General features: G+C 63.2%; 27 protein-coding genes. 21 read left to right on the top strand and 6 right to left on the bottom strand.

The genetic code is table 11. The annotated features are described in order from the left end of the window. Positions 1-184 precede the first annotated feature (184 nt). The 14 genes from queD to FHW69_RS04810 all read left to right on the top strand — a co-directional run bounded on the left by queD (position 185) and on the right by FHW69_RS04810 (position 11,892). Positions 185-547, top strand: a complete 363-nt coding sequence (gene queD / locus FHW69_RS04875) for a 6-carboxytetrahydropterin synthase QueD (RefSeq protein ID WP_183421865.1) — start codon at positions 185-187, stop codon at positions 545-547. Positions 548-627: 80 nt separating this feature from the next. Then, positions 628-951, top strand: coding sequence for a phasin family protein (locus FHW69_RS04870; RefSeq protein WP_183421864.1), 324 nt, complete (start codon positions 628-630; stop codon positions 949-951). 174 nt (positions 952-1,125) lie between these two features. Further along, positions 1,126-1,491: an ATP synthase subunit I gene (locus tag FHW69_RS04865; protein ID WP_183421863.1), complete on the top strand. Its 366-nt coding sequence runs from the start codon at positions 1,126-1,128 to the stop codon at positions 1,489-1,491. Positions 1,492-1,494: 3 nt separating this feature from the next. Further along, entirely contained in the window at positions 1,495-2,334 is an 840-nt protein-coding gene (gene atpB, locus FHW69_RS04860; RefSeq protein ID WP_183421862.1) for a F0F1 ATP synthase subunit A, read from the top strand. Between the two features lie 85 nt (positions 2,335-2,419). After that, on the top strand, positions 2,420-2,698 hold the full coding sequence (gene atpE / locus FHW69_RS04855; protein ID WP_183421861.1) for a F0F1 ATP synthase subunit C: 279 nt from the start codon (positions 2,420-2,422) through the stop codon (positions 2,696-2,698). A 77-nt stretch (positions 2,699-2,775) separates the two neighbouring features. Further along, positions 2,776-3,246, top strand: coding sequence for a F0F1 ATP synthase subunit B (locus FHW69_RS04850; protein WP_183421860.1), 471 nt, complete (start codon positions 2,776-2,778; stop codon positions 3,244-3,246). A gap of 2 nt (positions 3,247-3,248) precedes the next feature. Then, on the top strand, positions 3,249-3,782 hold the full coding sequence (locus FHW69_RS04845) for a F0F1 ATP synthase subunit delta (RefSeq protein ID WP_183421859.1): 534 nt from the start codon (positions 3,249-3,251) through the stop codon (positions 3,780-3,782). A gap of 55 nt (positions 3,783-3,837) precedes the next feature. Next, positions 3,838-5,388, top strand: coding sequence for a F0F1 ATP synthase subunit alpha (atpA, locus tag FHW69_RS04840; RefSeq protein WP_183421858.1), 1,551 nt, complete (start codon positions 3,838-3,840; stop codon positions 5,386-5,388). Between the two features lie 94 nt (positions 5,389-5,482). Then, positions 5,483-6,391: a F0F1 ATP synthase subunit gamma gene (gene atpG, locus FHW69_RS04835; protein WP_183421857.1), complete on the top strand. Its 909-nt coding sequence runs from the start codon at positions 5,483-5,485 to the stop codon at positions 6,389-6,391. Between the two features lie 74 nt (positions 6,392-6,465). After that, positions 6,466-7,878, top strand: coding sequence for a F0F1 ATP synthase subunit beta (gene atpD / locus FHW69_RS04830; RefSeq protein ID WP_183421856.1), 1,413 nt, complete (start codon positions 6,466-6,468; stop codon positions 7,876-7,878). Positions 7,879-7,971: 93 nt separating this feature from the next. Further along, positions 7,972-8,397 carry a F0F1 ATP synthase subunit epsilon gene (locus tag FHW69_RS04825; protein WP_183421855.1) on the top strand — a complete coding sequence of 142 codons (426 nt, stop codon included), beginning with the start codon at positions 7,972-7,974 and terminating at the stop codon, positions 8,395-8,397. Positions 8,398-8,506: 109 nt separating this feature from the next. Next, positions 8,507-9,583 (top strand): DUF748 domain-containing protein, encoded by a 1,077-nt coding sequence (locus FHW69_RS04820; protein ID WP_183421854.1) that lies wholly within the window; start codon positions 8,507-8,509, stop codon positions 9,581-9,583. Between the two features lie 71 nt (positions 9,584-9,654). Further along, positions 9,655-11,034, top strand: coding sequence for a bifunctional UDP-N-acetylglucosamine diphosphorylase/glucosamine-1-phosphate N-acetyltransferase GlmU (glmU, locus tag FHW69_RS04815; protein WP_183421853.1), 1,380 nt, complete (start codon positions 9,655-9,657; stop codon positions 11,032-11,034). A gap of 87 nt (positions 11,035-11,121) precedes the next feature. Next, positions 11,122-11,892, top strand: a complete 771-nt coding sequence (locus FHW69_RS04810; protein WP_183421852.1) for a DUF4850 domain-containing protein — start codon at positions 11,122-11,124, stop codon at positions 11,890-11,892. Between the two features lie 4 nt (positions 11,893-11,896). Here the strand turns inward: FHW69_RS04810 and FHW69_RS04805 are convergent, their stop codons facing one another. Then, positions 11,897-12,883, bottom strand: coding sequence for a pteridine-dependent deoxygenase (locus FHW69_RS04805; RefSeq protein WP_255494508.1), 987 nt, complete (start codon positions 12,881-12,883; stop codon positions 11,897-11,899). 180 nt (positions 12,884-13,063) lie between these two features. On the opposite strand from FHW69_RS04805, the gene FHW69_RS04800 reads away from it, so the two are divergent. From FHW69_RS04800 to FHW69_RS04770, 7 genes are read left to right on the top strand one after another with little or no spacing between them, the layout of a single operon-like run. Continuing rightward, entirely contained in the window at positions 13,064-13,333 is a 270-nt protein-coding gene (locus FHW69_RS04800; RefSeq protein WP_183421851.1) for a phosphopantetheine-binding protein, read from the top strand. A gap of 10 nt (positions 13,334-13,343) precedes the next feature. Continuing rightward, a complete protein-coding gene (locus tag FHW69_RS04795) occupies positions 13,344-14,048 on the top strand; it encodes a xanthomonadin biosynthesis protein (protein WP_183421850.1) in 705 nt (234 codons plus the stop codon). After that, positions 14,045-14,350: a hydroxymyristoyl-ACP dehydratase gene (locus tag FHW69_RS04790; protein WP_183421849.1), complete on the top strand. Its 306-nt coding sequence runs from the start codon at positions 14,045-14,047 to the stop codon at positions 14,348-14,350. The genes FHW69_RS04795 and FHW69_RS04790 overlap by 4 nt, the downstream gene beginning before the upstream one ends. Further along, positions 14,347-15,303 (top strand): acyltransferase, encoded by a 957-nt coding sequence (locus tag FHW69_RS04785; RefSeq protein WP_183421848.1) that lies wholly within the window; start codon positions 14,347-14,349, stop codon positions 15,301-15,303. Before FHW69_RS04790 ends, FHW69_RS04785 begins: the two co-directional genes overlap by 4 nt. Next, on the top strand, positions 15,224-15,865 hold the full coding sequence (locus FHW69_RS04780; protein ID WP_221195369.1) for a LolA-related protein: 642 nt from the start codon (positions 15,224-15,226) through the stop codon (positions 15,863-15,865). Before FHW69_RS04785 ends, FHW69_RS04780 begins: the two co-directional genes overlap by 80 nt. Before the next feature lie 14 nt (positions 15,866-15,879). Continuing rightward, a complete protein-coding gene (locus FHW69_RS04775) occupies positions 15,880-18,198 on the top strand; it encodes an MMPL family transporter (RefSeq protein ID WP_183421847.1) in 2,319 nt (772 codons plus the stop codon). Next, entirely contained in the window at positions 18,182-18,610 is a 429-nt protein-coding gene (locus FHW69_RS04770) for a phosphotransferase (RefSeq protein ID WP_183421846.1), read from the top strand. The genes FHW69_RS04775 and FHW69_RS04770 overlap by 17 nt, the downstream gene beginning before the upstream one ends. 3 nt (positions 18,611-18,613) lie before the next feature. Here the strand turns inward: FHW69_RS04770 and FHW69_RS04765 are convergent, their stop codons facing one another. The 5 genes from FHW69_RS04765 to FHW69_RS04745 all read right to left on the bottom strand — a co-directional run bounded on the left by FHW69_RS04765 (position 18,614) and on the right by FHW69_RS04745 (position 24,303). After that, positions 18,614-20,215, bottom strand: coding sequence for a tryptophan 7-halogenase (locus FHW69_RS04765; RefSeq protein ID WP_183421845.1), 1,602 nt, complete (start codon positions 20,213-20,215; stop codon positions 18,614-18,616). Between the two features lie 64 nt (positions 20,216-20,279). Then, complete coding sequence (locus FHW69_RS04760; protein WP_183421844.1) at positions 20,280-21,545, bottom strand: cation:proton antiporter; 1,266 nt, start codon at positions 21,543-21,545, stop codon at positions 20,280-20,282. Positions 21,546-21,560: 15 nt separating this feature from the next. Next, positions 21,561-22,319 carry a glycosyltransferase family 2 protein gene (locus FHW69_RS04755; RefSeq protein WP_183421843.1) on the bottom strand — a complete coding sequence of 253 codons (759 nt, stop codon included), beginning with the start codon at positions 22,317-22,319 and terminating at the stop codon, positions 21,561-21,563. After that, complete coding sequence (locus tag FHW69_RS04750; RefSeq protein WP_183421842.1) at positions 22,316-23,116, bottom strand: beta-ketoacyl synthase chain length factor; 801 nt, start codon at positions 23,114-23,116, stop codon at positions 22,316-22,318. The genes FHW69_RS04755 and FHW69_RS04750 overlap by 4 nt, the downstream gene beginning before the upstream one ends. After that, positions 23,113-24,303, bottom strand: a complete 1,191-nt coding sequence (locus FHW69_RS04745; RefSeq protein WP_221195368.1) for a beta-ketoacyl-[acyl-carrier-protein] synthase family protein — start codon at positions 24,301-24,303, stop codon at positions 23,113-23,115. Before FHW69_RS04745 ends, FHW69_RS04750 begins: the two co-directional genes overlap by 4 nt. Positions 24,304-24,394 lie beyond the last annotated feature (91 nt).

Raw genomic sequence — 24,394 nt, 5'->3', positions numbered from 1 at the left:
GAACTTACGAGAGTCGCAGAAGATTGCGGAAGATACCACTGCATCCCGATCCGTGCGAAAAGTCCATAACTTCGCGCCATGAATGGCGGAAATTGAGAACTGTGTTGTGAATACCACTTAGGAATTTTTCCTAGGTCGTCGCCCGGTACAATAGGCGCTGTTTTCCGTAAGCCATTGCGAACCCATGCGCATCTTCAAGATTTTCCACGTCGAGGCAGCGCACCGCCTGCCAAACGTCCCCGAGGGCCACAAGTGCTCCCGGCTGCACGGCCATTCCTTCAAGATCGAACTACACGTGGAAGGTGGTGTTGATCCGCATTTCGGCTGGGTGATGGACTTCTCCGAGCTGAAGGCCCGCTTCGCCCCGCTGTACGACCGCCTGGATCACCACTACCTCAACGACATCGAGGGCCTGGAAAATCCCACGAGCGAGAATCTGTGCCGATGGATTTTCGAGCGTCTGCGCGTGGACGTGCCGGGCCTGGTAAAGGTCGTGGTCCACGAGACCTGCACTTCGGGCGCCGAATTCGGTATCGCCGACCTCTGAGTGGCTGTGTGCCGGAAGGCGGATGGTGCGCCGCAGCAGCAGTCGTTACACTCGGGCACCTTCTGCCCTCGGGTTGATCCATGACTTTCGCTGATACCCGTTCGTTTGCCGCATTCGTTGAGCAGGCAGCTCAGGCTCAGGCTGTGGCGTGGCGGGGTCTGGAGCGCATGACCGACCTGCAGTTGCAGGCCATTGAGGATCAGGCGCGATCGGTGGCCGGCCTCTTTGCCGACGCCGTGGTGTGTCAGGACGCGGATGCGTTGCGTGCGGTGTGGGAGAAGGGAAGTGACTGCCAGCGTGATGGCGTGGCTCGCGCCACTGCCGCTGCCGGCGAAATTTTCGATGTGGCCCGGCAGACTGCCGGTACATTGACCGCCATGGTGGTGCCCACGCCCGGCGCGTGAGTTTTCCACCCCGATGTGCCCCGTCCGGCGCGATCTTCGTCACGCCGCCGTGTCTTGTCGCCACCCGGCAGCTTGTCCGCAAGTTTGCGGCACTGGTATACTTTTCCAGATTAGACCGTGGCCCGTTGAACCATCTGGTGCCGCCTTTGAGCGAAACCTCACGGGAGCCTCGCGTTGCTGAACAGTCTTGCCGCAAGTCGTCGTTTAGCCATGCGCGTTGTATTCGCGCAGCTGGTGGTGGCCGTGTTGGTGGGCATCGCATTCTTACTGCAGGGACGGTCGGCTGGTCTGGCCGCCTTTGCGGGCGCCTTGATAGTTGCTTTGGGTAACGCGCTGTTCGCCGCGCGATTCTTCAGCACACTGGGCAGTGCGACAGTTGCGACGGGGAGGTTGCTGATGGGGATGTTCCTGAAATGGATCATCTACATTGGTGGCATTCTGCTGGTCCTGGCTTACTGGAAGTTGCCGCCGCTTGCTGCCTTGACCGGGCTCGCGGCTGCCTTCGCGGTCAATGTATTTGCATTCAGATTCAAGGGTTGAGGCATGGTGAGCGAACCGCAGGGCGGTCTGACCGAATACATCCAGCATCACCTGAACCACATGGTGATCAACTTCCGTCCGGACGCAGGTGCGTTCTGGAACGTGCGTGTCGACTCGATCGTCGTCTCGTTCGTCCTGGGCGCGTTGTTCTGCCTGTGGTTCTGGCTGTATGCCCGCAAGGCCACGTCGGGTGTCCCTTCCAAGGGTCAGGCTTTCGTTGAAATCATCGTCGAGTTCGTCGACACCCAGGTGAAAGACACCTTCCACGGCGACCGTCGCACGGTTACGCCGCTGGCGCTGTCCATCTTCATGTGGGTGTTCTTCATGAATGCAATGGACCTCCTGCCGGTGGATCTGGCGGGCTGGGTCGTGCACATGGTTGGCGGCCCCGAGACGGCGCACCACACGTTCTTCCGCATGGTGCCCACCGCAGACATCAACACCACCGTCGGCCTGTCGGTCGCCGTGCTGTTCATCGTCATTGGTCACGGCATCAAGGCCAAGGGCGGCTTCGGCTTCGGCAAGGAACTGGTGACCGCACCGTTCCACGCGGAAAACCCGGTGTTCAAGGCTATCCTCGTACTGCCCAACTTCTTTCTCAACGTCGTCGAAACTCTGTCGAAGCCTGTGTCGCTCGCCATGCGACTGTTCGGCAACATGTACGGTGGCGAACTGGTGTTCATGCTGATTGCCGGTCTGATGGTTAGCTGGATCAGCTTTGTTCCTGGCGTCGTGTTCAACACGGCGTGGGCGATCTTCCACATCCTGATCATCGCCTTGCAGGCGTTCATCTTCATGATGCTGACGATCGTCTACATCGCCACGGCGCGTGAACACCACTAACACCGCAGCACTGACGTTAGACCCTTTAGTCCCATTCTGTTTCGTTTAGTCCACCTTTAATAATTACGCATCGCAGGAGAACACCATGGAACTCATCGCACACGTGCAGGGCCTGACCGCCATTGCCATCGGCATCATCATCGGCCTCGGCGCGCTGGGCGCCTGTCTCGGTATCGCGCTCATGGGTGCGAAGTTCCTCGAGTCGGCCGCTCGTCAGCCGGAACTGGTTCCGCTGCTGCAGGGTCGCATGTTCCTGCTCGCCGGTCTGATCGACGCCGCGTTCATTATCGGTCTGGCCGTCGCCCTGCTGTTCGCCTTCTCGAACCCGCTGATCAGCGTGCTCCAGGCTGCCCTGGCTCACTAATAGTGTGATCGCCGTTGCCGTGGCGTTTCGCCACGGCAACCGTTCGTCCAAACGCGTTCGGAGTAAACGGAGAGATCATGGAAATCAACATGACCTTCCTGGGCCAGATGATCTCTTTTGCGATCCTGGTCTGGTTCACCACCAAGTTCATCTGGCCCCAGATCAGCGGTGCCATCGAAGAGCGTCAGAAGAAGGTTGCCGATGGCCTCGCCGCCGCCGAGCGTGCCCGCGCGGAACTCAAGGACGCGGACGCCAAGGTCGCCGTTGAGATCAAGCAGGCTCGTCTGCAGGCTACCGAGATCATCGACAAGGCCCAGCAGCAGGGTAACCAGCTGCTTGAGAAGGCCCGTGCCGAAGCTACGGAAGAGATCAACCGTCTGAAGGCCCAGGCCCAGGACGAGATCGCTTCGATGGCTCAGCGTGCGCGTGAGCAGCTTCGCGAACAGGTGGGTGCACTTGCCATCAAGGGCGCCGAGAAGATCGTCCAGCGCGAAATCGATCCGGCGGCCCACAAGGCGCTTCTCGACCAGCTTGCTGCCGAGATCTGATCATGGCCCAGGCTCTCACCCTTGCCCGCCCCTACGCACGTGCCGCCTTTGAAGTGGCGCATGCGTCGGGTTCGCTGGCCGACTGGTCCCGTGCCCTTGGCTTCGCTGCCGCTGTGGCGGCGGACGTCCGGGTGGCCGGCCTGATTAACGACCCGCGCGTGCTTCCGGCACAGCTGGTCGCGCTGCATCTTCCCGAAGGCATGGGTAACGACGCTCCGTTCGCGCGGTTCCTTGAGGAACTGGCCGAGAACGGTCGCCTGCACCTGATGCCGGAAATCGCCGCGCTGTTCGACGAACTGAAGCTTGAGTCCGAGTCGACCATGAAGGTCCGGGTCACCAGTGCCCTGGATCTCGATGCCGCCCAGACCGAGTCGCTGCGTGCCTCGCTCAAGCGCCGCTTCAAGCGCGAGATCGAGCTCGACACGCATGTGGACGCGGCGCTGCTTGGCGGTGTTGTCATCGACACGGGCGAGCAGGTCATCGACGGCTCTGCGCGCGGTCGCCTTCAGCGGCTCGCCAGCGCGCTGACGCACTAACCAGATTCTCATAGCACCGGGCGCCGCTAGCGCGGCTCAACCCAAGGAACCGACCATGTCCAGCACCACACTGAATCCGTCCGAGATCAGCGAGCTGATCAAGACCCGCATCGAGCAGTTCAAGCTCGGCGCCGAGGCACGCAACGAAGGCACGATCATCAGCGTGTCCGACGGCATCGTGCGCATCCACGGCCTGGCCGATGTGATGCAGGGCGAAATGATCGAACTGCCGAACAACACCTTCGCGCTGGCGCTGAACCTCGAGCGTGACTCGGTGGGTGCGGTGGTGCTGGGTGAGTACACCCACCTGCGCGAAGGCGATGCCGCCAAGACCACCGGCCGCATCCTCGAAGTGCCGGTCGGCCCGGGCCTGCTTGGCCGCGTCGTTGACGCGCTGGGTAACCCGATCGACGGCAAGGGTCCGATCGACGCCGTGGGCACCAGCCCCATCGAGAAGGTTGCGCCGGGCGTCATCTGGCGTAAGTCGGTCGATGAGCCGATGCAGACGGGCTACAAGTCCATCGACTCGATGATCCCCATCGGTCGTGGCCAGCGCGAGCTGATCATCGGTGACCGTCAGACGGGCAAGACCGCCGTCGCCATCGACGCGATCATCAACCAGAAGAACTCCGGCATTAAGTGCATCTACGTCGCCATCGGCCAGAAGCGCTCGTCGATTGCCAACGTCGTGCGCAAGCTCGAAGAGAACGGCGCGCTGGCAAACACCATCGTTGTCGTGGCGTCGGCATCGGAAGCGGCTGCCCTGCAGTACGTCGCACCGTATTCCGGTTGCGCCATGGGCGAGTACTTCCGCGACCGCGGCGAAGACGCACTGATCGTTTATGACGATCTGTCCAAGCAGGCTGTGGCTTACCGCCAGATTTCGCTGCTGCTGAAGCGTCCTCCGGGTCGCGAAGCCTACCCCGGCGACGTTTTCTATCTCCACTCCCGCCTGCTTGAGCGCGCTTCGCGCGTCAGCGAGGAATATGTGGAGAAGATGACCAACGGTGAAGTGAAGGGCAAGACCGGTTCGCTGACGGCCCTGCCGATCATCGAAACGCAGGCCGGCGACGTCTCCGCGTTCGTTCCGACCAACGTGATCTCGATCACCGACGGCCAGATCTTCCTGGAAACCGACCTCTTCAACGCAGGTATCCGTCCGCCCGTGAACGCCGGTATCTCGGTGTCCCGCGTCGGTGGTGCCGCGCAGACGAAGATCATCAAGAAGCTCTCCGGCGGCGTGAAGCTGTCGCTCGCCCAGTACCGTGAGCTGGCCGCATTCGCCCAGTTCGCCTCGGACCTCGACGCCGCCACGCGCGCGCAGCTTGACCGTGGCCAGCGCGTGACCGAGCTGATGAAGCAGTCGCAGTACTCGCCGCTGTCCATCGCCGAGCTCGGCGTGTCGGTCTATGCCGCTGAAAAGGGCTATCTGGACGACCTGCCGGTCAACAAGGTGCTCGCGTTCGAGAAGGGTCTGCACGCATTCATGCGTTCGAACCACGGCGAACTGATGAGCAAGATCGACAAGTCCGGCGACTGGAACAACGACATCGAGGCCACCTTCAAGGCCGCCGCTGACGAGTTCAAGAAGACGGGCAGCTGGTAAGGGTGTAACCGTCACCTGAGGTTGCCCGGCACTGCCGGGCAACGTGACGGATTCACGCTGTACGACCCGACGAATCACCAACTGCGAGTACGAGATGGCAAGCGGACGCGAAATCAAAACCAAGATCAAGAGCACGCAGAACATGCGCAAGGTGACGCGCGCGCTCGAAATGGTCTCGGCCTCGAAGATTCGCAAGGCGCAGGACATGATGAAGGCGTCGCGTCCTTACGCGCGCCTGATGCGCAAGGTCATCGCACACGTGGCCCAGGCAAGCACCGACTTCACGCATCCGTTCCTGACGGAACGTGCGAACGTTGCGCGCGTGGGTTTTCTCGTGGTGTCGACCGATCGCGGTCTGGCCGGTGGCCTCAACTCCAACCTTTTCCGCCGCACGCTCACTTCGATACGTGAGTGGCAGGGCAAGGGCGTCGAAGTCGATATCGTCGCCGTGGGCCAGAAGGCTGTTCAGTTCTTCCGCCGCATCAAGGGCGTGAATCTGATCGGCAGCGCCACGCATCTGGGCGACCGTCCGAAGCTGGAAGACCTGATCGGCGTCATCAAGGTGGTGCTTGACGCATACACCGAGAACCGCCTGGATCGCGTGTTCCTCGTTTACAACGACTTCGTGAACACCATCGTGCAGAAGCCGACCGTCCACGCCCTGCTGCCGCTGCAGCTGGTGGCGACGGAAATGGAAAAGGCCGAAGGTGCCGGTGCCGATAACGTCAAGGTCGAGCAGACGCACGACTGGGACTACATCTACGAACCGGATGCCCGCACGGTGCTTGAGCACGTGATGGGTCGTTACATCGAGTCGGTCGTGTACCAGGCTGCGCTGGAAAACCTCGCCAGCGAACATGCTGCGCGCATGGTTGCCATGAAGGCAGCGTCGGACAACGCGAACAAGGTGATCGACGAACTGACGCTGGTCTACAACAAGGCCCGTCAGGCAGCGATTACCCAGGAAATCTCGGAAATCGTCGGCGGCGCTGCCGCAGTCTGATCCACTCCATCGTTGGCGACGTTTCGGCGGCGCCGCAACACATACCTTAGAAAGATTCATCCGGAGCTATACCCATGAGCCAGGGCAAAGTTGTTCAGATCATCGGTGCGGTGGTTGACGTTGAATTTCCGCGTGACCAGGTGCCGAATGTTTACGACGCACTGAAGATCGACGGAACCGAAATCACGCTCGAAGTCCAGCAGCAGCTGGGCGACGGCATCGTCCGCACGATTGCCCTCGGTTCGACCGACGGTCTGCGCCGCAACCTTCTCGCCCGCAACACGGGTGAAGGCATCAAGGTGCCGGTCGGCGTCAAGACGCTCGGTCGCATCATGGACGTGCTGGGCAATCCCATCGACGAAGCCGGCCCGATCGGCGAAGACACCCGCTGGGTCATCCATCGCGAAGCCCCGTCGTACGACGACCAGGCTGCCGCGAACGAACTGCTGGAAACAGGCATCAAGGTCATCGACCTGATGTGCCCGTTCGCCAAGGGCGGCAAGGTCGGCCTGTTCGGCGGCGCCGGCGTGGGCAAGACAGTCAACATGATGGAGCTCATCAACAACATCGCCAAGGCGCACTCGGGTCTTTCCGTGTTTGCCGGCGTGGGTGAGCGTACGCGTGAAGGCAACGACTTCTATCACGAGATGAAGGACTCCAACGTCCTTGATAAGGTCGCGATGGTCTACGGCCAGATGAACGAGCCGCCGGGCAACCGTCTGCGCGTGGCACTGACCGGCCTGACCATGGCTGAGTACTTCCGCGACGAGAAGGACGAGTCGGGCAAGGGCAAGGACGTCCTGCTGTTCGTCGACAACATCTACCGCTACACGCTGGCCGGTACCGAAGTGTCCGCGCTGCTCGGCCGTATGCCGTCGGCCGTGGGTTACCAGCCGACGCTCGCCGAAGAAATGGGCGTGCTGCAGGAGCGCATCACCTCGACGAAGACCGGGTCGATCACCTCGATCCAGGCCGTTTACGTTCCCGCCGATGACCTTACCGATCCGTCGCCGGCCACCACGTTCGCGCATCTTGATGCGACCGTGACCCTGAGCCGTAACATCGCGTCGCTGGGTATCTACCCGGCCGTGGATCCGCTCGATTCCAGCAGCCGCCAGCTTGACCCGGCCGTGATTGGCCAGGAGCACTACGACGTTGCCCGTCGCGTTCAGGGCACGCTGCAGCGCTACAAGGAACTGAAGGACATCATCGCCATCCTCGGTATGGACGAGCTGTCGCAGGAAGACAAGGAATCGGTGTCGCGTGCCCGCAAGATCGAGCGCTTCTTCTCGCAGCCGTTCCACGTGGCCGAAGTCTTCACCGGCTCGCCGGGCAAGTACGTGCCGCTGAAGGACACGATCCGCGGCTTCAAGATGATTCTCGACGGCGAAGTCGATCACCTGCCGGAGCAGGCGTTCTACATGGTCGGCGGCATCGACGAAGCCATCAAGAAGGGCGAGGACATGGGCGCCAAGAAGGCCGCCTGAGGTCATCGGACGGACGGCGCCGCATAGCGGTGCCTCCCGCCGGCCCCGGACACCTTCTTACCCCGATACCTCCTCGTTTACGGAAACATGCCCATGAACCACACCATTCGTGTCGACATCGTCAGCGCCGAAGCCGAGATCTTCTCGGGCGACGCCACGCTGGTGGTCGCCACCGGTGAACTCGGTGAGCTGGGTATCGCACCCCGGCATGCGCCGCTGATCACCCGCCTGAAGCCCGGCCACGTTGACGTGGTGCTTGCCAGTGGCGAACGCCAGCAGTTCTACGTGTCTGGCGGCATTCTTGAAGTGCAGCCGCAGGTGGTCACCATCCTCGCCGATACCGCGGCGCGCGCCGCGGACCTGGACGAGGCTGCTGCCCTGGCTGCCAAGAAGGAAGCCGAGGACGCCCTGGCCAACCGTGGCGACACGCTGGACGTTGCCGAGGCACAGGCCAAGCTGGCCGAAGCCCTGGCACAGTTGCAGGCGCTGGAGCGCCTGCGCAAGACGCTCAAGCACTAAGTCGCGGTTACCCGCGTTTCTGCGAAAAGCCGGCCTTGCGCCGGCTTTTCGTTTTTTCCGGCGTTCGTCTTCATCTTGCGACCACCGTCGTCCTGCGACGCTTCGCGCCATGAAGACCCGTTACCGCCGCAGCCTGTGGATCCTGGGCATCGTTGCCGTCGTACTGATTGCGGCGCGCATTGCCCTGCCCTATGTGGTGCTGAACTACCTCAACGGTCGGATGGCCAGCATGGGCTCGTACTCGGGCCATATGGCTGATATCGACATCCATCTGTGGCGCGGCTCTTACAGCATCAACCAGCTGGTCATCACCAAGGTGGACGGCAAGGTGCCGGTACCTCTGTTCAATGCGCAGCGAACCGATATCGCATTGAGCTGGCGTGCTCTCACGCGCGGTCGCGTGCGCGGCAAGGTCGACTTCTTCCATCCCGAACTCAACTTCGTGGACGGCAAGGGCGAGGGCGACACGCAGACCGGCAAGGGTGTGGACTGGCGCGAACAGTTGAAGGCGCTGTCGCCCATTCGCCTCGACGAAGTGAATGTGAGCGATGGCGTGGTCACGTTCCACAACTTCGTATCCAGCCCGAAGGTCGATCTCAAGATGACCGACGTCAACGGAACGGCTACCAATCTGACCAACGTGGACAGCCAGGCGGGCTCACGCGTGGCCCGGCTGCACGTGACAGCCAGGGTGCTGGGCGATGCGCCGCTGGAAGCCACGGCGACGTTTGATCCGCTGGAGCGGCTGGGCGATTTCAAGTATTCGCTGACCGTGCGCAACATCAAGCTGGTGAAGGCCAACGATCTGGCACGCGCTTATTCAGGTCTCGACTTCGCGGGTGGTGAGGGTGATTTCGTCATGGAGCTGGAAGCCCGCGACCGTAATTTGAATGGCTACGCCAAGCCGCTGTTTCACGGGTTGAAGATCTTCAGCTGGAAGCAGGATGTGGAGCAGGACAGGAAGGGGCCGCTCAAGATTGCCTACGAAGCGGTGGCTGAAGGCGTGGTGCAGATTTTCAAGAACCACGAGAAGGACCAGTTCGCCACGCGCGTGCCCATCAGCGGCCACATTGACGAAAAGAACCTCGATACGTTCGCTGCCATCGTGGGCATTCTTCGTAATGCATTCGTGCAGGCATACAAGCCCAACCTGGAACACCTGACTGCCAGGCCGGAGAAGGAATAAGCCGCCATACTTGGCACGCCTGCCAAAACCGGCGAAAGTGGCGCCCTGTCACCGAAACATCGAATCTGCCCATGACTCCCGCTCCCGTCCACGTCGTCATCCTCGCCGCTGGCGAAGGCAAGCGCATGAAGTCTGCGTCGGCAAAGGTGTTGATGCCCCTCGCAGGCCGTCCTCTGTTGCAGCACGTGATTGATGCAGCGCGCACGCTGAACCCTGCCGGTATCCACGTCGTGCACGGGCACCGGGGTGACAAGGTGCTTGCCGCTTTCGCGCATGACTCCAGCCTGGACTGGATCGAGCAGACGGAACGTCTGGGCACTGGCCACGCGGTACGCACCGCGCTGGAGCACCTGCGCGAGCGGGGCGTTCTGGAAGGCCGTGTACTGGTGCTCTACGGTGATGTTCCGCTGATTCGCGGTGACACGCTCGCACGTCTGGTCACGGCCGATGAGCCGCTGGCCATGCTGGCCACCCGCCTGGATCAGCCCAAGGGCTACGGCCGCGTGATTCTTGATGCCAGCGGCCACGTGCGCGCTGTGGTCGAAGAAAAAGATGCCACTGCTGCGCAGCGCGCCGTGGATCTCATCAATACGGGTATCGTGGCCGGCGATGCAGCGCAGCTGCTGGCCTGGACATCGCATCTGAACAACAGCAATGCGCAGGGCGAGTACTACCTCACCGACGTGTTCGCCATGGCGGCAGACGAAAACGTTCCTGCGCTGTGCGTTGATTGCGACGAGGTGGAAGCCGCCGGTGCGAACGACCCGTGGCAACTCGCGGGCCTGGAAGCGATGTATCGCGAGCGCATGGCACGCGAACTCGCGCTGGCGGGCGTGCGCCTGGCGGATCCATCACGTTTGGACGTCCGTGGAAGCGTCACGGCGGGAAGCGATGTCGAGATCGACGTCAACGTCATTCTGGAAGGTGTGGTCACCCTGGGTGATGACGTTCGTATCGGGCCATTCACCCGCATCCGCAACGCGCAGCTTGCGTCGGGTACGGTGGTGCTGGCGCATTGCGATATCGACGGCGTAGTCACGCATGGCCCCTGCACCATCGGCCCGTTTGCGCGCCTGCGTCCGGGCACCGTGCTGGCATCCGGCGTGCACGTCGGCAACTTTGTTGAAACCAAACAGACGTCCATAGGGGAGGGCAGCAAGGCCAACCACCTGACATACCTGGGCGATGCCGTGATCGGCAAGGGCGTGAATATCGGCGCCGGCACGATCACCTGCAACTACGATGGCGCGAACAAGAGCACCACCACCATCGAAGACCACGTTTTCGTGGGTTCCAACAGTTCTCTGGTGGCCCCCGTCACCCTGCACGAAGGCGCGACCATCGGTGCCGGTGCGGTCATCACCCGTAATGCGCCTGCTCATGCGTTGACCGTGGCCCGCGTGCGGCAGTCGTCCATCGAGGGCTGGCACCGACCGGTGAAGAAAAAGTAAGGCCGCGGGTTTCTGCCATCCGATCCCTCCCGCTGCGCGAGGCACGCAGATACACTGCGCGCCATCACAGGGGCCAAAGGGATTTCCATGTTTCGCTACGTGCACAGGCCGCTTCTCGCGGTCGCGCTGCTTCTCATCAGTGGCCTGGTTGTGGCGGCCACACGCGAGAACACGCTGGGCGGCCCGCCATTCCGCGACCCGTCCGTGCAGGGCGAGGACTATCGACTGGTTCCGGCTGTCGCGAAGGACGCCACAGGGAAAGTCATTCCTGGCGTTACCGTGCAGCGCATTCTGCTCAAAGACATGGAAGGGGAGTGGGAGTCGGCTGACGAAAAACTCCCGCCCTTCAAGAGCACCCTGACCCCGGACGTCCTGGCGCGCGTCCAGCTCTTCTTTGCGAGCGGCGGTGGCTGGATGGTCACGCCACGCGGCTGGAAAGTGTATGCCGCCGGCTTCGGCGTCGACGGCACCAGCTCGTTCCTGTTCACGGCGGCCAGCGGTCCCGCGCAGGGTTGGTTGTCGACCTATGACATCCCCGCATGCCTTGGCTGCATCTACGATGCCGCCGACATGTTCTTTCCGCAGGTGCACGCCATGCGCGAGGACATGGTAGGCCCCACACCCCGGCCGGCCATCCTGCCCAGGCCTAAGTCGATGACCCGCCCGGACAAGTGCACGGTATTGCTTCGCTACGACACGCCTGATTCGCCGCCGGTTCGGGAAGCGGCGACTTTCGATGCGTCCGGTGATCCGTTCTGGCACAGCATTGACGTGGCGATTCCTGATGCGGATGCGGCGCTGGCCGATGCGTTGATGCTCTATTACCGCCAGCAGGTGCCACGCTGCGGCACGAGGTGATGCCTCAGGTGCGGTAGCGCCAGCCGTCGATTTCCACCAGCAGGTCGTCGCGGCAGATATCGCCATGAAGCAGCAGTGCCGGTGCATCGGGCAGGCGTTGAGCGAGAAAGGCGCGCACGCGTGCCTCGTGTTCCCTGTGGCGCACGTACACCTTCAGCGGTGCGCGTGCGTCGAAGCTACGGGGCAGTGCGCTGGCGGTTAGCAGCGTTTCCAGATTGACCAGTGTTTCGTCCAGCTGGGCGTCAAGGTTGCCGGCATGCGCAGATGCATGCCCCACGACAGACGCGGTGCCGGAAATGGCAAGCACGTCGCCCGCAGGCAGAAGCGTGGCCCGTGCAAAACTGGGCGGAGTGCGGCCGTACTGACGCGGGTACTGCCATGCGCTGACCTGGCGCGGATTCTCGATGCGCGTGCCCGGCTGGCTGCTGGCCAGCAGGTACACCTGCAGACGATGCGCGGTGGCGTGGTGACCGATGGCCGTGGCAGCCGGAAATCCGTGGGCAAAGATGTCTCCCATGCCTTCCATGCGACCCTGGCAGAAGTGCTTGTAGCGCTCATCGTCACCCTGGCCCTGATTGATGGCGCCGAGGTAATTCCAGATGCGCTGGACATGGCGCTCCGGTGAGGCGGCCACAAATTCGGACAGCGCAGCATACGCAAGGCGGGCTGTTTCTTCGGCACCGCCGTGGCGGCCTTCATCCAGTTCAATGGCAGCGAACAGCCAGCCACCGCCACGCGACCACTGCAGGGCACCGTCAGTGCCGGATATGACCGGGCCGGTGACATGCCATTCTTCTGCGACAGCGGTTCCCAGAGGCTCCAGGGCCACGTTGAAACGGCGCGGGTCAGCGGAGCTCAAAGCCGTGGCTCCAAAACCCAGCGAGGCGAGGACGCCCTGGGTCAGCGGCTGGTCGTGCTTTACATAGCGGACGTCGGGCGCGGCATGGGCTGCGGTCGGATCACATTCCCTTAGTTCACTGCCGGATGTCATCAATTCTTCCGTTCTTCAAGCCTGGCGTCCATCATATAACGTCAGGTATCCCTGACGACGCAGGCTACTGATAATTGACGCTTTTCACGTCTGTGAATCCGCCCGCCAACGGGGCCGCATGCTACACTCCGCGGCCGCTGCCATCCGGGGGGAGGCAGATCTTGGGGATTTGGAACGAGCATGGCAGAACAGACCGCAGCAGAACACGAACTGGCTACCCTCATTGTGAGTAGTCTTAATCTTGAAGGTACCGAGCCGGGGCAGATTGACCCCGATGCACCGTTGTTCGGCGGTGATCTCGGCCTCGACTCCATCGACGCCCTGGAAATCGCCCTGGCGGTCTCCAAGCGCTATGGCTTCCAGTTGCGCTCGGACAATCCGGACAACCGCCGGATCTTCACCAGCCTGCGCACGCTGTCCGAGCACATCGAGCAGCACCGGGCACCCTGATGCCGCCGCGATGAGCGTCACGCGCGCTCGTCCGGCGATGATCGTGTGCATCGGCGTATACGCCGTGCTCGCCCTTGTTGGCGCGACGACCCATCGCTCGTGGATGTCCCTTGTGGCCATGCTTGCGCTGCTGACGGCACTGCTGTTGCCGGCGCTCGTCGCCCGCCGTGCGTATGCCTTCGTTGCATGGCCCGTGCTGGCCCTTGCGCTGGTGGCCCTGGCGTCGTCTGGCTGGCTGGGCGTCCTGATGGACGCGCTGCCTGCGGTCATCAACGGTGCCATCGCGTGGTTCTTCGGTCGCACGCTGATGCGGGGGCGTCAGCCACTGATCGCGTATTTCATCGCCACCATTGAAGGCCGGGACCGGCTCGAACTGCCCGGTGTGGCGCGTTACGCGCGATGGTTGACAGCTTTCTGGGCGGTTCTGCTGGCCGTTCAGGCGTCGCTCCTGGCCCTCGTGTTTTGCTTCGCCGTGCCGGGTGGCCTGCTGGTCGCCCTTGGCATCGAGTCGTCCATCCGGTTGGGAGGAAGCTTCTACATGGCGTATGCCCATATCGGCTGCTACCTGGTGATAGCGGCGGCCTTTATCCTGGAATATCCCGTGCGCCGACTGATACTTCGGGGTGTGCCGCATTCCGATCCCGTGGCCATGGCTGCGCAGATCGCGTTGCGCTGGCCCGACCTGCTGCGCAACTGGCATCGGGGTGGTCCATGAGCACGCCTGCCGAAATCACCCGCGGCATACATTTCCCGGCCGATCATCCCAGCTTCCGGGGACATTTCCCGGGGCGTCCGATCGTGGCGGGGGTGTTGCTGATGGAACAGGTCGCCACGGCATTGCGCGAGTGGCGTGGCCTTCGTCTCAAGGCGATTGTGGACGCAAAATTCGTGGCGCCCCTGCTGCCTGGGCAGGACGCAACGCTCACCCTCACTGAAATCGCGGAACATCGCATGCGCTTTACGATCGTTCATGCCGGCACCACGCTGGCACGCGGCACCGTCGAAGGATCGACATGACCGAACACTGGCAAAATCAACGGGAAGGTGGCGGCCGTTTCGCCATCTGGCTCATCCGCGCCATCGCCCTGCATGTGGGGCGTCCCGCCGCACGGTTGCTGCTGCATCCCATCGCCTTCTATTTCTATCTTCGACGCCGCCCTGAGCGGGAAGCGTCGAAGGCGTATCTGCGGCGGGTTCTCCATCGCGAACCCACTCCCGCCGAAGTGATTCGCCACTTTCACTGCTTCGCGGCGACACTGCTGGATCGCATTTTTCTGCTGGCAGACGGTGAAAAGCGCTTCCAGATCGATACCGAAGGCCTCGACGTGCTCGACGCGCGCATTGCCATGGGCAAGGGCGTGCTGCTCATCGGATCGCATCAGGGCAGCTTTGAAGCGCTGCGTGCGCTGGGCGCGCGCCGGCCGGACGTTCCCCTGCGCGTGGTGCTCGACAAACAGAAGACGCCCGCACTGACCATGCTTCTGGAAGCCCTCGCGCCGGATGTGGGTGAGCGCGTGATTGATGCGTCGCTGGACGGCACCTCCATTACGCTGGCCATGGCTGAGGCCACCCAGGCCGGCGGCATGGTCGCACTGCTGGCGGATCGTGGCCGCGCTCACGAAGCGCTCCGGCATGCGCCGCTGCTGGGCTCTCCCGCACCGTTTCCCGTGGGCCCCTGGCTCGTCGCATCCGCGTTGCAGGTGCCCGTGGTGCTGTGCATGGGCCTGTATGAGGGCGGCAACCGCTACCGGCTGGTCTTCGAGTCGCTGAGTGATCGCGTGGACATCCCCCGGCAGAGTCGTCAGCAGGCACTGGACGACATCATTACCCGGTACGCTCAGCGTTTAGAACATTACGCGCGCCTGGCCCCCTACAACTGGTTCAACTTCTATGACTTCTGGCAAGACACTGGCGCTGATCCTGGCTCTGACGCCGCTCACCTCGGTCATCGCGCAGACGCCTCAGGCTGATGACGCGCACACGCTGATTGCCACGCTGAAGCGCCCCGCGCCCGCGCGCACGCCGTTTGCCGAAGCGCGCTTCATGCGCGTGCTGGACAAGCCGCTGGTTGTATCCGGCGAGCTGTCGTGGCTGGGCGGTGATCGTCTGGAACGTCGTGTGGACCTGCCCACCAAAGAGACGGCAACCATCGCCGATGGCCAGGTGACTCAGCAACGCGAGGGCAGGAAGCCGCGCAGTTTTTCACTGGAACGCGCGCCCCAGCTCAAGGTGCTGCTCGACAGCTTCGTTGCTCTGCTGGGTGGTGACCCGTCCCGTCTGGCCGATTCGTTCGATGTCACCGTGGCCCATGCGGGTTCGCAGTGGACGTTGACGCTCAAGCCGCGCGATCCGCGCGTGGCCAAACAGATTGCGTCCATCCGCGTCGATGGTGCCGGTACCGAGGCGCGCTGCATGCGCATGGAAGAGCCCGACGGTGATGTGACCATGGATCTGCTGGGCGACCTGGCCACGAAGATGCCGGATGCCCCCACGCGTGATGCCATTGCTGCGCTCTGCGGCGGTACGCCGTGACGGTGGCTTGCTGAATGCGGGGCGGCGCACGTTTCGCCTTGCTGCTTGGCTGGTTGCTGGTGCTTGCGGCGCTGGGTCTGTTGATCTCGCAGCGCCTGGTCATCAGCACGGACCTGCGCAGCTTCATGCCGGCTCCCACTACGCCTGACCAGACACTGCTGATGGAGCAGGTGGGCGAGGGTCCCGGCTCGCGATTGCTGCTTGTTGCCATTGACGGTTTGCCTGTGGAGCAGCTGGCGCAGTTGAGCCGGTCGTTGCGCACCAGTCTCGTGAATGACAGCCAGTTCACCCAGGTGGTGAATGGCGACTTCGACATGGGCGTGCTCGATGACAGGCTGTTGCCTTACCGGTATCTGCTTTCGCCCACGCTGGATACGCAGGCGCTGGACGAGGACTATCTGTCCGACCAGTTGCAACAGCGTCTGGACGATCTGAGTTCGCCTGCCGGTACCTTGCTCAAAGGCCTGTTGCCGCGTGACCCCACGCTGGAAGTGCTGAAGCTTGCAGAGCTCTGGACGCCCGTACGTTCACCCGAGGTGCGTGACGGTGTGTGGTTCTCGTCCCGCCACGAAGCGCTGATGCTCGTGCAGACGCGCGCTGCCGGTTTTGATCCTGAAGCACAGGGCGTTGCCATCGACCACCTTCGCAGCGCATTCGCTGCGTTGCCGGGCAGCGCGGGAGCGCACCTGACGTTGAGTGGCCCCGGCTACTTCAGCGTGCTGGTCAATGCGCAGACCCGTGAAGAAGCGGATTGGATCGGACGCATTTCCACCATGGGCTTCATCATCCTGTTGCTGCTGGCCTATCGCAGCGTGCGCAGTCTGTTGCTGGGCGCGTTGCCGGTGGTCAGTGGTGGCCTGGCAGGCATTGCAGTGATGACGCTGGCCTTCCCGCAGGTGCATGGCATCACGTTGGCGTTCGGCTTCACGCTGCTGGGTGTTGCGCAGGAATATCCCATCCGGCTGCTGAGTCATCGTCGTGCGGGTGAGTCGGCTGTTGAAAGCGTGCGTGGTCTGTGGCCATTGTTGCTCACGGCCATCGCGTCGGCCTGTATCGCGTACCTTGCGTTTTATGCATCCGGCGTGGGTGGGCTGAAGCAGTTGGCCGTGTTCACCATTACCGGCTTGCTTGCCGCGGGCCTCACCACGCGTTACGCGTTGCCCTATCTGCTGCCGGACACTGTGCGCGACGTGGAAAGTACGCCCGGTCTGGGCGCGTTCCGTCGGTGGCTGGACAACCTTCCGCGTCCTCGCTGGTTGCCCATTCCCATCGCGCTGGTTGCAGTGGGCATGCTTGTGTTCGCGCCGGGTCCGTTCTGGCAGAACGACCTCTCCGCGTTGACGCCGCTGCCTCGCGACCTGCTGATGACGGATGCGCGTCTGCGCGGCGAACTGGGTGCGCCGGATGTGCGCTACCTGCTGGTGATGCAGGGCAAGACGGCTGACGATGTCATTGCGTTATCGCAGTCCGTTCAGCCGCGCATGCAGGCGCTTGTGTCTTCCAAAGCGCTGGACGCGTTTGAGCTTCCGTCGACCTATCTGCCCAGCGAAGCCGTGCAGCGTGCGCGTCAGGCAAAACTGCCCGATCAGGCGACACTGGACGCGGCACTGACCGCTGCTCTGTCCGGCATGCCTTTTCGCAAGGATCTGTTCGCGCCCTTCGTACACGACGTGGAGGCAGCACGCACTGCGCCGCTGCTGACCCCGGAGCTGTTTGCCCAATCCGCACTGGGTCAGCGACTGGCCGCTATGCTGGTGAAGCGTGGCGACCATTGGGTCGGACTTGCCACGTTGAGTGGCGTGCGTGACCCCGAGGCCATTTCGGCGCTGGCGCCGCAGTTTGGTGGTCAGTTGCGTTTGCTTGACCTGAAAGAGGCGTCCGAGTCACTGGTGGCGGAATACCGCACGCGCATCCTTCATGCGCTGCTGGCTGCCACGGCGCTGCTTCTGGTAACGATCACGCTGGCGCTTCGCAGTGTGCGTCGTGCCTGGCACGTGCTGGCACCGATGACGCTGGCTACGTTCCTCGTGCTTGCGGTGGAGCGCGTGGCAGGTATTCCGCTGTCACTGTTTCATCTGGTGGCGCTGATTCTTGCCGCCGGCCTTGGCTTGCACTACGCGCTGTTCTTCGAGCGCGACACGGGCGACCCTGCCGAACAGAGGCGCACGCTGCACGCCACGGTCGTTTGTGTGGTGTCTGCACTGTTGGTGTTCGGCATGCTCGGCTGGTCATCCATACCGGTATTGCGCGCCATCGGGCTCACCGTGAGTCTCGGTGTCGCATTCCATTTCTGCCTGTCCATTCTCATGGCTCCCCATGCTCGACAAGACTGACTGGATCGACCTGATCCCGCATGCCGCTGACATGTGCCTGGTGGACACGGTGCTGTCTTGGGATGAGCGCGTGATCCACGGGCAAAGCACCAACCACACATCGCCCACGCATCCGCTGCGCGGCAGCGGTGGCCTCCATGCGGTGCATCTTGCTGAGTACGGCGCACAGGCCACGGCGGTACATGGCGCGCTGCGCGCACGCGCGGCCGGCGAGGGCGCCGCGCGTCCCGGCATGCTGGTAAGCCTTCGTGGTGTGGAACTGACCGTGGAATATGTCGATGCGCTGACTGGCCCGCTGGACATTCATGCGGAATGTCTTTACGCCGACACGTCAGGTGCGCAGTACACCTTCCGCATCGAACACGCTGGCGTGCTGCTCGCCAGCGGCCGGGCTGCTGTCATTCATCCCTGACGATCACGCCACTTCTGCAAAGAGGTCGGTGCGTTCGGCGGCGGGTGTGACCAAGTGCGATGCGCCGTCAAGCAATGTGGGTTCGTGCGCTGCGGCGCGTTCCACAATCGTGGCTGCAAGTGAGCGGAGCAGTTCCACGTTGTCGCGCAGGCGTGCCATCAACGCGCCATCATCCAGCACATCGTGCAGCGTGCGATTCATTTCCGAGAACCAGGCCAGTTCGCGCTGATCGAGCATGGCCTTCGGATTGCGCCCGCGCGATACGCCGTGCCAGCGACGGAAGAACGCCTGCATGTCTTCGTTGAGCACCTTCGCCACTTCCAGCTCGGGCGCCAGGCTGGCGATCAGCGCGGTGTCGCCCAGTCGCTTCTGGAACACCAGCTGGCAAAGGACGCCCCAGTAATAGGCGTAATCCCAGATGACCTTGATGGGAAGCACCTCGGCATCGCCAAACAGCGGGTACTGGTGCCGGTACATTTGCAGCGTGTTTTCGTAGAACGACATGAACAGCCGCTCGTAGATGCGTGCATACGGAGCCAGCGGTTCGCCGCGCAGGTCCAGGTCGACCAGCATGCAGATATACGTGTTGGAGATGGCGATGAAATCGCTTCCGGGCGAATAGAAAGGGTCGAGGAATGCGCCGGCCTCACCGGTCAGTGCCCAGCGGTCGGCGGAGTACATTCGCGAGCATCCGTACGAGAAGTGCCGGAAGAAGGCGAAATCCAGCAGCTTGTCGCGGCGCTTGTCGATTTCCCGATAGACCACCGGCTGGTGGATCTTCATCCATTCCATCGCCTTGTCGAAGTCGCGCATTGTTTCGATGGGGTGCATCTGCGCATCGGCCACGATGCCCACCGAGTGAGCGCCCGAGGACAGCGGAATGAGCCACAGCCAGTAGCCGGGGCCACAAAGGTGATTGGTGGAGCGCCAGCGTTCCGGCGGCGTGCAGCGGCTTTTCCATACGGTGTCGTCGCACCAGCCGTCGATTTCGAGGCGGTCGTTGATGCGGAACCACACAGCGTTGGCGTGATGGCCGTTGTCGCGGGTCAGGTCCAGCTTGCGCCGGATGAAGGCCGTGCGGCCGGATGCGTCCAGAAGCCAGCGGCAGGACAGGTGATGGGTCGCTCCCTGCGCGTCGGTGTAGCGCACTGTGTGTTCGTCGTCACCGTGACCGATGTCGAACGCCTTCACGTTGGCACCATCGCGGAAGTCGATGCCGCGCCGAAGCGCCTCTTCGCCGAGAAAGTTTTCGAGGATGCCGCGGTCAAGCTGATAGCTGGGTGTGGGAAGCACCTGACTGACGCCCAGTTCGGTCACATCGCCCAGATCGTTGCGGCCTTCGGAGAAGAAGAACCGGAAACCGAACTTGCGGATGTGATCTTTTTCAAGGTGCTCGCGTAGCCCCAACGTGTGTGCGAAGTAATGCGCGGCGATTTCCACCGTGGACTCGCCGACCTTGTGTGCTGCCACGGGCAGGGGATGCTCGCGCCGCTCCAGGACCACGATGTCCAGCTCCGGGTGCTGAGCCCTCAGCTGCATGGCGAGGGTAAGCCCGGCGAGGCCGCCGCCAAGAATCACGATGTCGTGCCGGACAGACGTAGCCATTGGTTCGTTCATGCAGATCCCCGTTTTGATCCGCCATTCACGCACGGAACATGTCTGTGAAACATCAAGATCCCGCTATGCGTTCCTGTCGGCGTGTGGCCTGCGCTTCCGTGGGACGACGCTTCATGAACCACATAAGCATTGGCGTGGTCATCACCGTGGTGACGATGGCCATGACCAGCAGCATAGTGAACATTTCCTGGCCGATGACGCCAGCATCCAGGCCGACGCGGATCACGATCAATTCCATCAGCCCCCGTGCATTCATCAGTGAACCGATGGCGAAGGAATCCCGCCAGCTTTGCCCGGCCCAACGGGCGCCGGCCATGCCGCCGAGTACCTTCCCGGCGATGGCCACCAGCAGGATCAGGAGCAGGGCGAGGCCTGCCCCGCCGGCAAAGGCGTCCCGGCTGGTGTTGAGGCCTGCCAGGGCGAAGAAGACAGGAAGCAGCAACAGCACGGCCACATGTTCGATGCGCTCGGTGAGCGTGGCGAGCAGGCGGTCATCGCGGGGCAGGCATGCGCCAAACAGGAAGGCGCCAAATACGGCGTGCAGGTTCAGCCATTCGGTGGCGGCAGCACAGGCCAGCGCACCCACGAGCAACACGACCAACGTGCCGCCATGCGGCCGACCGTCGGCTGCATGGCGGGCCAGCATGCGGGTCAGGAGAGGACGGAACAGCCCGAAGCACAGGGCCGCCAGGCCGAGCATGCCGCCAAGCGTCTGCCAGAACGGAACCCAGTTGCCATGCGCCGAGATCAGCGCGACGACCATGGCCAGAGCCACCCAGGCCAGTGCGTCGGCCACGGCGGCCGAGGCCAGCGCAAGCCGTCCCGGTTCGCTTTGCGTGAGCTGACGTTCTTTGAGGATGCGCGCCATCACGGGCAATGCGGTGATGGCGACGGCGGTGGCAAGAAACAGGGCGAACGGCCAGAACGCCACGCCCTCCGGTGCAAAACGCGGGTAGAGGGCGGGGGCGGCGGCGACGCCCAGCAGCATGGGCAGGGCGACTGCCAGCACGCCGACGCGCGTGGCATGCCCAAGCTGACGCCTCGCGCCACCAGGCATGCGCAGTTCGGCCCCCACCACGAACATGAAGAGCACGAGCCCCAGGGTGCTGAGGCTTTGCAGGGCCGGCAGGCTGGCTTTGGTGAACAGTGCGGCCTGGGTATCCGGCGCAATGGCTCCGAACACGAGAGGCCCCAATGCCAGGCCCGCGATCATTTCGCCGATGACCGGCGGCTGGCCGAACCATCGAAGCACCCAGGCAAGCGCCCGCGCCGTAAGCAGGATGACCACCAACTGCACGAGCAACAGGGCAGCGCCCATGGCCTTCTCCGATGATTACGTTTGCGGAATATCCACAATGGTGGGGGGGCGGGCGCGTGAACGGCGGTAGCTGGCCATGACGTTACCGTAGTGGAATGCACGGCCCACGGTATAGACGGTGATGCGCGTCACGTCGCGAACGGGGCTGAAGTGGCTCAGGCGAAACTCGCCCTGATAGCGCGAGGGAATAGGCACGGAAACGACCTCCATGCCCAGTTCACGGGATGCGCTGATCAGTAGTGCAGCCTCGAAGACGAAGTGTTCGACAGGCAGGTCGACCAGCGCCAGCGCTGCACGCGGATAAAGGCGCTGTCCGCTCTGCGTATCGGCGATGGGCTGGGCGCACGCGCATGAAATGCCCCAGTCAGCCACCGCGTTTGCGCGACGCCGCCCCTTGGGTTGCTGATCCCGGTCGAGCAGGCGGGCGCCCACCACGATGGCACCGGGGTGCCGGGCGGACGCGGCAAGCATGCGCGGGATGTCAGAGGCCTGATGCTGTCCGTCGCCATCCATCGTCAGCACCGCGTCATAGCCCTCGGCCAATGCGTGGCGAAAGCCGGTGCGCAATGCACCGCCCTTGCCTTGCCGCGATGCGTGACGAAGCAGGGTGACAGGAAGCTCGCTGACTATGTCCGGTGTGCGGTCGTCCGAGCCGTCGTCCACCACGATGACGGGTAGCCCCAGGGCCACCGCTGATTCGACGACTCCGCGTATGGCCTTCTCTTCGTTGAGACAGGGAATCAGTATGCATACTCGCGTCGTCGTCTGGTTCACCGGAGTGACTCCATATCCACGTGCAGGTCGAGGTTGCCTGCCGCAGCGATCCGCACGGCCTGTGGCGCACCGCGCGCCAGAGCTTCCATCAGCGGAAGTCCCAGGGCGGAGGGATTGCTGCGAGCGATGGGAGCAAGCACAGACACGTCGCCCGGTCCTGCCGCGATGTTGCCGGCAACCAGAGACACGTCTACGCGGATGGCGCCGGGCTCCTCATGCGGACTGAGCACCAGGCTGGCGGCGAAGGCACCCGTCGAGCGGGTCATTTCGCCGAGCAGGCCTGTTCCTGCAATGTCGTACGCCACGAACAGCACGTCGCGATCATCGGCAACGGCCAGCGTGGCCGCTTCCAGAAGGCCGGCACCAAAGCTGAAGTCAGCGGCCGACACAGCGCTCGACGCTGCGTGGCAATGCGTGGCGATGGTCCAGTAGCCCGCCGGCGCGTTATGCACGGAATTGTGGAAGCGGATGGGGGACAGCTCCGTCGGAGCCGTTGCCAGCGTTTCGCACATGTAGTCGGTGATGGTCTGATCGCCGTGGCCGGACACAAACACGCACGGCAGGTCGGCGGCGGAACGTCCGCTCATCGTTACGGCCTGTCCTGCGGCGGCGGCGGCAAGCAACACGCTTTCCGGCGCACGGCGACGCTCGTTCGGCGGCAGTGCATCGGCGAGCGGGCGGGTCACTTCGCCAGGCGTCGCGTTGCCACGAACCACGTCGCAAAACTGCGACCAGTCAGCGATGCCCGGAGCCCACAGGCCCATGCCTTTTACCCAGAGGGTCAGTGCGGCGCTCATGCCAGACGCTCCGCGGCAGCGAAGGCGAGGCAGGCGTTATTGCCGCCAAAGCCGAACGAGTTGCTCAGTGCCACGCGGACGGGACGCTGTTCGCGCGTCCATGCCATCTGCGGGCCACACTGCGGATCGGGCGTGTCCGCATGGATGTTCGCGGGCACCTGGCTGTCGCGCATCGCCAGCAGCGTGATCACCGCTTCCAGAATGCCGGCGGCACCCAGCGTGTGACCGGTGAAACCTTTGGTCGAGCTGGCACGTGTGCTTTCCCGGAAGCGTCGTGTGACAAGCGCGGCCTCCACTTCGTCGTTCTTCAGGCTGGCCGTGCCATGCAGGTTGATGTAGTCGATGTCGGTGGGGGAAAGTCCTGCGCGGGCCAGTGCATCGTTGAGCGCAAGCTCCGCGCCCAGACCTTCCGGATGCGGGGTGGACATGTGGTGCGCATCGCTTGATTCGCCATAGCCCACGAAACGCGGCGCGTCGGGCGCGGCCTCGATGCGTTCCAGCAGGGCAAACCCGGCCGCTTCACCGATGGAGATGCCCCGGCGTGCCGCATCAAACGGACGGCAGGGTTCGGGCGACACCAGCTCAAGCGAGTTGAAACCAAACAGCACGCTGTCGCAGAGCGTATCCACGCCCCCTACGACAGCCGCGTCGACCAGACCCAGGCGAATCAACCGTTCTGCCGTGGCAAACACTTTGGCGCTGGACGAGCACGCCGTGGCCACGGTGATGCAGGGGCCTTCCAGTTCCATCGCCGTCGCCACGAAGCCAGCCAGCGAATGCGGGGTGTGCAGGTTTGCGAACGCCATGTCACGGGGCAGCCGGCCGTCTTCCTTGCGACGATAGCCTTCTTCTGTGGCGCCGATGCTGGAGGTGGACGTACCAAGAAGCACGGCGACGCGCGAGGCACCGTAGGTTTCCCGGGCCGTGCGCACGGCATCCATGAAGTTGTCCTGCGCGAGGCCGGCCCATGCAAGGCGGTTGTTGCGACAGTCCCAGGAGGTGAAGTCGTCGGGCAACGGTTCGTTTTCCAGTCCGTCGACGCGTCCGATCCAGCAATCCAGGGGAGCGGAGCTGAAATCATTGCGGCGCAGGCCGGTCTGGCTGGCGGCAAGTGCAGCCGCATGGGCGTCAACACCGCGGCCGAGTGCGGAAGTTGCAGTAAATGCGCGTATGGCAAGAGGAGGCATGGAATGAGGCATGCAGGCGAGCCTAGCGGGCGCCTTCGCACTTGCCTAGCACAGCGGTGTGAAAAGGCAGCCATCGTTCAGGCATTGCGCA

This window comes from Luteibacter sp. Sphag1AF (assembly GCF_014192715.1).
Classification (GTDB): domain Bacteria; phylum Pseudomonadota; class Gammaproteobacteria; order Xanthomonadales; family Rhodanobacteraceae; genus Luteibacter.
Note: the sequence above shows the minus strand (reverse complement) of the source record. Positions and strands in the feature narration are given on the sequence as shown.